The 10208-nt window shown below is 59.4% G+C and carries 12 protein-coding genes; all 12 read right to left on the reverse strand.

Annotated elements, in window-relative coordinates; all coding sequences use genetic code 11:
* Positions 1 to 35 precede the first annotated feature (35 nt).
* Positions 36 to 485, reverse strand: a complete 450-nt coding sequence (locus V4529_17500; GenBank protein MES2360141.1) for a hypothetical protein — start codon at positions 483 to 485, stop codon at positions 36 to 38.
* Between the two features lie 289 nt (positions 486 to 774).
* Positions 775 to 1794 (reverse strand): sigma 54-interacting transcriptional regulator, encoded by a 1020-nt coding sequence (locus V4529_17505; protein MES2360142.1) that lies wholly within the window; start codon positions 1792 to 1794, stop codon positions 775 to 777.
* Positions 1791 to 3191 (reverse strand): secretin N-terminal domain-containing protein, encoded by a 1401-nt coding sequence (locus tag V4529_17510; GenBank protein MES2360143.1) that lies wholly within the window; start codon positions 3189 to 3191, stop codon positions 1791 to 1793. The genes V4529_17505 and V4529_17510 overlap by 4 nt, the downstream gene beginning before the upstream one ends.
* Positions 3192 to 3310: 119 nt before the next feature.
* On the reverse strand, positions 3311 to 3739 hold the full coding sequence (locus tag V4529_17515) for a hypothetical protein (protein MES2360144.1): 429 nt from the start codon (positions 3737 to 3739) through the stop codon (positions 3311 to 3313).
* Positions 3740 to 3810: 71 nt separating this feature from the next.
* Positions 3811 to 4428 (reverse strand): type II secretion system protein GspM, encoded by a 618-nt coding sequence (gspM, locus tag V4529_17520; protein ID MES2360145.1) that lies wholly within the window; start codon positions 4426 to 4428, stop codon positions 3811 to 3813.
* Positions 4429 to 4445: 17 nt separating this feature from the next.
* Positions 4446 to 5582 carry a hypothetical protein gene (locus V4529_17525; protein ID MES2360146.1) on the reverse strand — a complete coding sequence of 379 codons (1137 nt, stop codon included), beginning with the start codon at positions 5580 to 5582 and terminating at the stop codon, positions 4446 to 4448.
* Between the two features lie 7 nt (positions 5583 to 5589).
* A complete protein-coding gene (locus tag V4529_17530; GenBank protein MES2360147.1) occupies positions 5590 to 6525 on the reverse strand; it encodes a hypothetical protein in 936 nt (311 codons plus the stop codon).
* A gap of 540 nt (positions 6526 to 7065) precedes the next feature.
* A complete protein-coding gene (locus V4529_17535; GenBank protein MES2360148.1) occupies positions 7066 to 7440 on the reverse strand; it encodes a type II secretion system protein in 375 nt (124 codons plus the stop codon).
* Complete coding sequence (locus V4529_17540) at positions 7430 to 7750, reverse strand: prepilin-type N-terminal cleavage/methylation domain-containing protein (protein MES2360149.1); 321 nt, start codon at positions 7748 to 7750, stop codon at positions 7430 to 7432. Before V4529_17540 ends, V4529_17535 begins: the two co-directional genes overlap by 11 nt.
* A complete protein-coding gene (locus tag V4529_17545; protein MES2360150.1) occupies positions 7750 to 8964 on the reverse strand; it encodes a type II secretion system F family protein in 1215 nt (404 codons plus the stop codon). Before V4529_17545 ends, V4529_17540 begins: the two co-directional genes overlap by 1 nt.
* Positions 8961 to 9410, reverse strand: a complete 450-nt coding sequence (gene gspG, locus V4529_17550; protein MES2360151.1) for a type II secretion system major pseudopilin GspG — start codon at positions 9408 to 9410, stop codon at positions 8961 to 8963. Before gspG ends, V4529_17545 begins: the two co-directional genes overlap by 4 nt.
* 85 nt (positions 9411 to 9495) lie before the next feature.
* Entirely contained in the window at positions 9496 to 10185 is a 690-nt protein-coding gene (locus V4529_17555) for an ATPase, T2SS/T4P/T4SS family (protein ID MES2360152.1), read from the reverse strand.
* Positions 10186 to 10208 lie beyond the last annotated feature (23 nt).

Raw genomic sequence — 10208 nt, forward strand, 5'->3', positions numbered from 1 at the left:
TGAAAGAGATCAAGGCAGCCTAAACTTGGTGTCCATTAAAGCGGGTCAAGTCCAGAGGGCCAAGCCGCCGTGAGCATTATGGTGCCGGAACCTGTGGCTGCCGTATGAAACGTCACAGTCACAGGAACGCTGCCTCCATAAGGAACTGACGCGCTCGATGGCGACAGGGAGCAGTTGCTGACCGCTCCGGCACACGAGCTGATGCTGAACGTCGCCGTGGTATTCGCGGTCCCCGTATTCTCGACATAGAACACGTAGGTCTGCGAGGTGCTGTTGCCAACAGCTGTGGTGCTCCCGTTCGCCGGACTCACGTCGAGTATCGCATTGCCGCCTATCATCGGCATTGCAGCTGGCTTCGTGCCCTGGGCGTGCAACAGTGCCGGAGTGAGTGTTGAACACAACGCGACGGCCGAGAGACAGATCCCGACTGCCGAGCGAAGCAGGATGAGAGCAATGCGAGAATCCGATCTCGGATAATTACTCATGACGATGCGGGGGCGTGAGAGGGGATGAGTCGACCGAGCAACCAGAAGGCGGGGATACTTCTCACCGGTGTAGACGCAATCCGGTGACGCACGAGAGGCGTCCTGGGAGATCGCGGCGACGATGGCAGCATGACTGGCGGCTTAGGCACGCCGAGTGCCATTTCAACACAAACGCTAAGTCTCGTTACCTCAACGACTTAGCGTTCACTCACCTTCCGGTTGTCGCATTTTGTCGCGCGACAGTCGCACCTTGTCGCGCGACAAAATGCGACAACCACTCGTTCCTACATCACGACCGGATCACTCGCGTATGCTCCTCGGACTCGCCCAACTCCTCCACCGCAGACACTGGCACACGACTCAACCCACGCGGAGCGCCTGACAGTCCCAACCTCTGCATGCGTCGATAAACTGTCGAGCGATCGACTCCTAGCGCTCGCGCAACGACATTCACGTTGCCTTGATAGGCAGCGAGCAATTCAAGGAACTTGCGCCGGTCGTTTTCCAGTTGCGATTCCAGTCCCACGGCTCCGCCACGCCCCCACGCAAGAACCTGCGTCACGTGCATTTCGCCTATGGTATTTCCGTTCGCGAGAAACGCCGCATGTTCGATCGCCTGCCGGAGTTCACGAACGTTGCCAGGCCAACTGTAGGCCTCGAGGCGTCGAAGCGCAGTCGGCGTGAAACTTATCTCGCCCGTGTTTGACGAGCCGGCAATCATCCGTGCAAAGTGCGCTGTCAACGGAGCGATATCCTCTGGATGATCGCGAAGCGCCGGAACTGTTATGACGATTCCCCGCAAACGGAATAGCAGATCCGTGCGGAATCGCCCGTCGCCTGAAGCCACCAGAAGATTGACGTTGGTAGCTGTAACGAGGCGGAAGTCCACCTTCTCGGTCACATCCGATCCGACAGCCGAAACCTCGTATGCATCGAGCACCCGCAGCATCTTGGCTTGCGCCAGCGGAGATAGCTCGCCAATCTCGTCGATAAATGCCGTGCCATGATTGGCACTGCGCAACAGGCCGGCACGATCGCGCACCGCTCCGCTGAACGCTCCACGCACGTGGCCGAGCACTTCGGTCTCGAACAACGATTCCGGTATCGCCGCGGCGTTGAAGCTCACAAACCGACCTCGCCGTCCACTCTCGACATGCAACCCGTGAGCAACCAATTCCTTCCCGGCGCCGGTTGGACCCTGAATCAACACCGGCGCCGAGTGCGGGGCCGCCCGTCGGACTGTCTCACGCAGATTACGGGCGACGGCCGACGTACCGATGATCAGCTCATTCACGCTGGTATGTGTCATTTGTTCTGGTCTCCGGCTCGCTTCTGCAAAGGCTTGGTTAGTTGGTCCGCATCATCGTCAGTCCGAATCACGTGCGGCGTGATGAAAAGGAACAGCTCCGTTTCGGATGTAGAGCGCTTAACGTGGCCGAACAGCGCACCGAGAATCGGAATGCTGGACAGAATGGGGACGCCCCCCTGCGTCGATTCGTGTTGTCGATCCGTCAGGCCACCGATTACTACGGTCTGGCCATCTTTGAGGAGAAGCTGCGTCTGAACGGATCTGGTAGAGATAACCGGCGCATCGAATTGCGTCTGGTCCGTCGCTGCGCTTACCTCCTGGCTCACTTGCAACGTGACATATCCGTCCGACGAAATAGTGGGACGCACCGACAATTTCGTTCCAACATCCTTGTACTGGACTACCTGATCCCGTGATGCCCCGTCGGTTGGGAGCGAACGCGATATCTCGACGAATGGCTGCTGACTGCCAACGAGGATCTGGGCTTCCTCGTTGTTGGCGGCTATCACGGTCGGTCGCGACACGATGGTCACCTCTCCCTTGGAGGCCGCGGCGCGAACAGTCGCTTCGAGATCAGGATCGCCTCCGATGCCTACCACGTGAAGGCTCGCATCGCCGGCAGCTATACCTGTGGTGTAGCCGTCATAGGTCGTGCGCGGATGACCGGGTATGTGAGCGGCGGGAAGATTGACATCGACTCCCAACTCGAGCGACCGATCGCGACTCACCTCCACAACCAGGACTTCGATCAGCGCCTGCAGTGGTCGTACATCGAGTTCCTTAACAGCCGCTGCTATCAACGCGAAGTCACCGGGATTCGCCCTGATCAGGAGTGCATTCGTAGATGCATCGGGGACGATCGTGGTCTCGCCTGATAGCGTTGCAGAGCCTTGAGTGACTGCACCACTCAGCAGACCAGACGGAGCAGCGGTAGCAGGCGGCCCCGTCATGGCATTGAAACTGGACTGGCGCTGCTGCGAGAGCTGCTGAGAAAGAGTTGAGGACTTGCTTCCTATCTCGCCAAATGCGCTGGCTCTTCCGTACAGGGAATTCACAGTTGCGGCTACATCGGCTGCGCGCGCATGACTCAAGCGTATGACGTATAACCGCGCATCGCCACCAGGTGGCGCTCTCGCGGATGCAGCGTTGGGTTCAGGTAAGGAGGGCGGCTTTTGCCTGATTTGATACGGGCCACCGGAGTCAGCGACGAGCTCGAGATTCTCACCCCGGAGCGTCGCCTTGAGAAGCGGCAGCACTTCCGCGACACGAATCGCGTGCGGAGTCTGTAGTGTGACCTTGCTGTTACCGATCGGTCCGAATACGACCGGGCGATCCAGGTACTGTCCCAGGGCCTGAATGGCCGTCCGGACATCGACGTCGATGAGATGGATCGACACGGTGTCCGGTAGCGCCGCCTTGGCCTGGGCGAAAAGTCTTAACGGCGTAAGTGTACATATCCCTACAACAGCCAGAACTGCGACAACAACAGCACGACAGCGTTGGTCGAATCCGTTCATCAAACTCCCGCCTTTGCTAGAGTTACGGTCCACGTCGAATCTCTCACGCGTACTGTGACGCCATCCTTGTTGACGCTGCGGATTGCAACAGTCCCAAGCGTGTCGCCAGACGACACCACGATCGTACCATCACGACCCGGGATACCGGAAATGATTGCGCGCCATGGAGGACCACCAATGGTTCCATGTAGCACGATGCGTACGATTGGCGCAGCAGGTACCGGTGGCGCAGGAACACCGCTTGCTGCGATCGAGAATGCCACCATCGCTGGTTTACGATCCACACGAAAGGGATCGTGCGTGACGATGTGACTGGATGCGCTATCCAATGAATCGCTATCGAATGCTGCCATTCTTGGGATCGCACCGGAGCCGAGTAAACGGCCGCTCGCGCTTGCGGCTGCAATGTCGTCCCTATGTGCGAGCATGACCTCTCGGCCCATCAAACCGAGAACCGACACTGTGCAGACCCAGAGACCGCGCTCCAATTGCCGGCGATTCATTGCCCGACCTTATCGTCTGGAGAATCTGGAACGCGTCTGTATAGGCCACGCACAGTCAATTCGATGTGGAGAGCTTCCATACGATCGGCGGGAGCGGCCGGATCGGATTGCGCTATAGTAAGCTGGCGAATGTCGGTGAGTGGCTCCCCGCCTTCCAGATCTCGCAACATTCCGGAGACGCCCCGTACATCTCCTGTTCCGCTCGCGTGAACAACCACGGGCACGAGCAGAGTGCGATTGGCGGAGTCCGCCTCGGGCTGAATCGACGACAGATGAACCCCGTTCGCATCCGCTGCGTCGGCCACTACCGACGCAAGGGCCGCGGCTGCCTGGCTGGCCGAGCTTCCATTCAGAAATGCGGACGACAAGCCGAGGAATTGCGTAGTCGTCTCGTCGAGCGATTTGAGAGTGCTGTTGCGACGAGAAATGATCTGCCTGTCCTGAGCGAGTTCGGCGTGAATCAACCGCAACTGCGTCTCGGTCGTACGGCGCGCAGCAATCACTCGTGGAATGACCTTTCCAACGAGCAGCATGGTCCCGACACAAACTACGCCTATCAAGAGCGTGCGTACGTCTTTGGAGAGGGGATTCGTCCGCACCGTAGAGCCAGACACGATACTGCCGCCAGTATTCATTGACTTGTGTCCCGTTGTGGTTCAAACGCAGTTTTGGCGTGACCATAGTCAGGCAGCATGTGCAGGCGAAGCGTCGCTCTTTCCAGCTCGCGCGCGCCAACCATCTCTCGGCTGACAGGTCCGATTATCGTGGGAGCAACGATATTTGCTACCTCACTCATCGCATCCACGACCGCCGCTGTACGTGGGGACAGCACCACCAGATCGACGTTGGCAGTGTCGATACGCATCGTCGTAACGGTCGCTTCTGCAGGCAGTGCCTGAGTTATCGCGCCAAGGAGGAGTGCAGTCGATACACGATGCCGCGAGAAGTTCGCAGCGCTGGCGAGATCGCGACTGATGCGTCCTAGTTCCGCTTGTTCGTGCGATCCACTATCGCTCAACATCTGCATACTGCGTAGTTCAGTTCTGTTACGCGCTAGCCGTGCACTGTCGACGTAACCTTGCGCGGCGAAATAGGTGCCGATTGCGATGAGAAGTAATGCCGTAGCGGCGACAATCCTGGTGCGCGACACATCTGGTATCGTTATCGCTGGATTATCCTTTGCACATAGCGCCAGCTGTCGCGGTACATGCCCCATTGCGACCTGCACGGCAATTGCTTCACCGGCCGTGCGCATACCCGTGCTGCCAACCTCCTCAGCTGGCAGCGCGGAAAGGACGCCTGGATCGATCGATTCCGCCGGCACGAGCGGCCCAGCACGCAGATTGTGGTCGCATATCGCGCCAGTGATCGCGCCGATCACGCCAACTTCGGCGACGCCGACGTGATACTGCCCAGCAGAAACCGCGCTTGCGCCGGTGATGACGACTGGTCGCGGCGACGCAACGAAACGACTCGTGTTCAGCCGAAGCATTGCGATGACTTCCTTTCGATGACGAACCGATGGAATACCCTTCACGAGCTTCACACGGCTCCATGGAGTTCCGATCGCAGTATCCACGCGTAACTTCGGCCACCTGTATTTCGGAATACCATCGAGCAATTCACCAAGGGCTGCTGCGATCGGAGCGCTGTCGCCCGAGGGGCGATCCGCGTCGAGATGAGCTGTGGCAGACCATACAACCTCACCATGCTCGACGACAACCACGTTGATCACATTGTGGTCGAGATACACGCCGGCGCGTCTCACGATACAATCACGGCCAGATCTTCGCACGTGTAATACCGGCCCTGCGTCCGGCACGAACCAACCGCAACTCCTCGACGACCGTTACCGTCGGTGTTCCTGCAGTTGAGGTCAGCCGGACTATCCACGCATCTGGCTCGCTAGCGATCAGGTTCGCCAGCTCCTGGTATGCCGACTCGAGCTTCGTGCGAGAATCAGCACTCAGAGACGTCTCCAGAGTCCGGATGTCGGTTATCGGCTCTTTCCTCCAGCGCATCTCGGCGATACGAGCAATCGATTCAGCAGTCATTCCCGGTAGCGACGCTATCACCGGGATGGGGGCGCGATCCAGGACGATCTTGCCCGGCTCGACACTGAGAAGCGCGATGAGAGAATCGGCTGACTCGAAACCGCGAACGAGACGTATTTCATTCTCGTCGTCAAACTGGTGATTGAATGGTGTCAATCGCCCCGCACGCCGGTACCAGTCAATTTCAGCGCCACGCGGTCGTGGTATGGAGTCAGCGTCACGCCAGTCGGCCATTGCATCGGCGAGGCTGTCTGCCCGATCCGTACCCACGCCAGCAGCGACGAATGTCGCGCTGATGGCGTCAGTACTCGCTTCGTTCACATCGAGACGATCTCCAGCAGCCCGCGCGCTGATGGCGCAGTCAAGTTGCTCGCCCCGGACGTCTGCAAATGTGCGATCGAGCGTGTCCCACGCCGCGCTGGCTGCTACGAGTGTATCGCCAAGGGCGGCATCCGTCACGGCACGTACGACCTCGCCACAGCCCTCGGCGTGCCAGGTTGCACGGATGATGTTCATGCGATTCTGAGCAGTTGCCAGCGAATCTTGCGTCGTTGCCGTGTCATCCAGCCCAATGGCTGCCATCGCCACTATCAGCCACAGAATTGCGATGAGTGCGAAACCACGCCGCTCACTGGAGATCCTGCCTGATGATCTCATCCGCGCGCTCCGACGCGGTAGACTACCGTGTCCGATCGGCTGACAACGCCTATCGCGATCGGTACTGTGGGCCCGATCGGCCAACTGTTCACCCAATGTCCACCATTATTGGCGTCCATCAGATATCGCAGAACTATGGGACTGCCGCGTAACCTGACGCGAGCCGAATCGCCGGACGAGCTCTCAGCCAGAAGTGCTGCGCCGCTCGAATCCAATACCGCACGAAGTGAGATGTCACACTCGCGTTCCCAACCTCCGGCTGAAATGCACCACGACGTGAAACGTATCTGCGCACTATCTCCACCGAAGTTGCTCGACTCATGTGTCGGCCCGGCTTCAGGAGATATGTCGATTTGTCTTACCCATCTCTGTACCAACGCTCCGGCATTTTGCGTCTCGTCTCGCGCCAATGCCGAAGATGCGTCCTTGTCCCTGGAATCGGCTAACTGCTCGAATACCATGTCCGCAGAGACGAGCAACGTGGCTGCTATCATTACCGCGACTAGGACCTCGAGTAGTGTGAAGCCGGTTTGTACGGGACTAGTTCGTGACATGCGTACTTGGAAGCGCACGATACACCATCGTATCGAGCAATGTTACGTGAGAACGCCCGTCCAGCAGGGCAATCGAATACAGTTGCGGCACGGGATGCTCGATGTCGAGCCACCACTCTCCCTGCGTGTGCGTACCCAGATGGCGGTCGAGGTCCTCTCGCGGCCAGAGCACCACACGATCCATGAACGCGCTCGCGGCATTTAAGCGATCCTCGCTCATCCGTGCAAGAACGACGGAATGCCGCGCCTGTCCTGCGCGTATCAGCGTTACTGCGCTAGCGATGGAGAAGATGGTCATCGCTATCAAGACCTCGAGCAGGACTGCCCCGGATCGGCCGGCAACAGCAATTCTACGGGACATCGATAGTCCCTCTAGATCCCGCGACCCGATCGATGTTTGGCGGATCGGAGATGACGCGGCCATCCGGTAGGGCCGTCACGAGTATCACGCCTGCCGAATCACTCAACGTGGCTGTTTGGGAACTGCCTGAGTGAATCGCTGAGCTCCGGAGAGCTTTTATGCGGGTGTGGACGGACGCTACCGTTGCATCTTTGCGTTTCTGGCCAGCGAGCGACAGTGATGTAATCGCGAGCACGACACCGATTATCACAATCGTCACTATTAATTCGATCAACGTTACGCCGGCGCGATGCGAGCTGGTGCGAGTCATCAGCGCACCGGATGTATGGCGTACACCGCCTGCAACAGCGCGCCGGATACAACGGCGACAATTACGCCGAATGTTAGAATGAGCATTGGCTCGACGAGCCGTACAGCGGCGCGCGTCAATTCGCGCGCACGTTCACTCTCGATCCTCGCGGCATGGATACACAGGGTTGCAACTCGCCCGGACTCTTCCCCCGCGCGGATGAGTCGTATCGCAGCAACGGTAAGCGCCGCTGACTGCTCCAATGCCAAGCCGATCGATTCGCCGCGCGTCACTCCCGCACGGGCGACGGCGAGTCTCGATTCGATAGCCGGATCTCCTGCCGCGGTAGCAGCGCGACGCAGAGCGGTTGCCGCCGGGACACCGGAGTCGAGCAATGCCGCCATGGCTGTGCAGACGCGTGATGTCGCAGCGGCTCTCCGAACTGACCCCACGCCTGGCAACCTCAGCAGCAGGTTACTCCAGGCTACGCTGCCGTTTGCACTGCCTGTCCAGATGCGCCAGCCGACGAATCCGAGGATCAGGATAATTGCAGCAGGGACTGAGTTATGCTGCATGGCTGCTGTTGCCTGCAGCACAAATCGCGTCAGTGGCGGTGGCTGCTGGCCCGTATCCGCCAGCATCACAGCGAAGCGTGGCAACACGACGCCGACAAGCAGCGCGACGGAGCATGCGCCCGCGACCAGAAGAATTGCGGGATAAACGAGAGCCCCACGGATCGCGGATTTCAGCGAAGCAGTCTCTTCCGCCAACTCGGCGCTTCTCAGCACGGCTGGCGCAAGATCGCCCGAAGATTCACCGGCGGAAATGATACCGGCAAGAACTGGCGGCAGTCCCGCATCGTCCCTCAGTCCATCCGCGAGGCGTCCACCCGTCCTGACACGTTCTCGAATCGCGGTACATGCCGAAGCCCATGAGTCGGGCGCAAGCTTCTCGAACGTCGCAAGCGTCCGCGACATCGGAATGTCGGCAGCGAGGAGGTTGGCAAGTACACGCAATCCGGGCGCGACGTCCGATCCGTGGGGCATGCTACGGCTTGCGACAAAACGTGCAGTCGCGATTTCGATTGGGAAGAGCCCTTGCGAATGAAGTGCGTCCACTGCAGTGCCTTTGTCGGCGGCCAGTATCGTTCCGCGCAGCATTGTACCGTCGTTGCGCGCGGCCCGATACCTGAATGGACGAGCACTGCCGTGGTTATCCGGGGAAGCGTCACTCATTGGTGCACCGGGCCGCCCCACGAGGTGACGTCCGCATCTTCATCATCACCGCCGGGTTTGCCGTCCTTGCCGAGTGTGTACAGGTCGAAGCCTCCCCGATTCTCCACACCAGGGAAGGTGTACACGTAGGGCCGGCGCCACGGATCCAGGGGTATGTCACGCGTCAGATATGGACCGCGCCAGTTGGGTGGCGCATCGGCGCCTGTCGGCGCGACGCGTAGCGCAATCAGCCCCTGCGCCTGCGACGGATAGTCCCCGTTATCGAGCCGGTAGGAATTGAGAGCAAGCGAGAGAATTTCTATCTGGCTCTGCGCCGCACTGGTCTTTGCGTCACCGAGGTTGCGGAAGATGGACGGTGCAACGATCGCTGCCAGCGTCGCAATGATTGCAATAACTACGAGCAGCTCCATCAACGTGAACGCTCGGCGATCATGCTTGCGACTGATGGAGCGGACATGTCTGGAAGCGCAGGACTGTGCAACGTCGGCGCGATCCGTATTCCGAATCAACGGTAAGCCTGTAGCGAGCGCATTATGCATCGCAGACCCTCAGCACTTCATCAACGGTAGTAATCCCGGCAGCGGCCTTCGCGATGCCATCGGCAATCATCGGACGATATCCGCGTCCGTCGGCGAGTGACTCGAGCTCGACCCTGGACGCTCCCTTTGAAATGGCAGTTCGCAGCGATTCGTCCATGGAAACCATCTCGAAGATGCCTATCCTCCCCCGGAAGCCGGTGCCGCGACATGCCGCGCAGCCGTTGCTGCGTACGAATTCGCGGGACGATATTTCAGGCGCAACGCGTTCCTGAATGGCCACGATTTCGCTTCGTGGCTTTTCGGCTATCTTGCACTGCGGGCAAGCAATACGGACGAGTCGCTGTGCCATGACCGCGGTCAACGTCGCAGCGACGAGATACGGCGCCACGCCGAGATCGAAGAGTCTTGGCAACGCACCGACAGCGTCGTTGGTATGAAGCGTGGAGAAGACCAGGTGGCCAGTCATCGAGGCCTGAATGGCAATCTCCGCCGTTTCCGTATCGCGCATCTCGCCGATCATTACTACGTCGGGATCCTGGCGAAGGATGGAGCGGAGCGCGGACGCAAAGGTCACGCCAGCCTGCCTGTGAACGGGGACCTGAGTAACTCCATCCAGCTGATACTCGACGGGATCCTCGACCGTGACAATCTTGAACTTGCCCCGATTTGATGGACGCCTCAATAAGCCTGATATTCAGGCAGGAG

The sequence above is a fragment of the Gemmatimonadota bacterium genome (assembly GCA_040388625.1).
Classification (GTDB): Bacteria; Gemmatimonadota; Gemmatimonadetes; order Gemmatimonadales; family Gemmatimonadaceae; genus Fen-1247.

What these genes read in the sequence shown, in the direction of transcription:
- V4529_17540 (MES2360149.1), bottom strand. Translation starts at nt 7,750, where the DNA reads ATGACTCGCACCAGCTCGCATCGCGCCGGCGTAACGTTGATCGAATTA.
- V4529_17500 (MES2360141.1), bottom strand. Translation starts at nt 485, where the DNA reads ATGAGTAATTATCCGAGATCGGATTCTCGCATTGCTCTCATCCTGCTT.
- V4529_17505 (MES2360142.1), bottom strand. Translation starts at nt 1,794, where the DNA reads ATGACACATACCAGCGTGAATGAGCTGATCATCGGTACGTCGGCCGTC.
- V4529_17515 (MES2360144.1), bottom strand. Translation starts at nt 3,739, where the DNA reads ATGCTCGCACATAGGGACGACATTGCAGCCGCAAGCGCGAGCGGCCGT.
- V4529_17535 (MES2360148.1), bottom strand. Translation starts at nt 7,440, where the DNA reads ATGTCCCGTAGAATTGCTGTTGCCGGCCGATCCGGGGCAGTCCTGCTC.
- V4529_17545 (MES2360150.1), bottom strand. Translation starts at nt 8,964, where the DNA reads ATGAGTGACGCTTCCCCGGATAACCACGGCAGTGCTCGTCCATTCAGG.
- V4529_17530 (MES2360147.1), bottom strand. Translation starts at nt 6,525, where the DNA reads ATGAGATCATCAGGCAGGATCTCCAGTGAGCGGCGTGGTTTCGCACTC.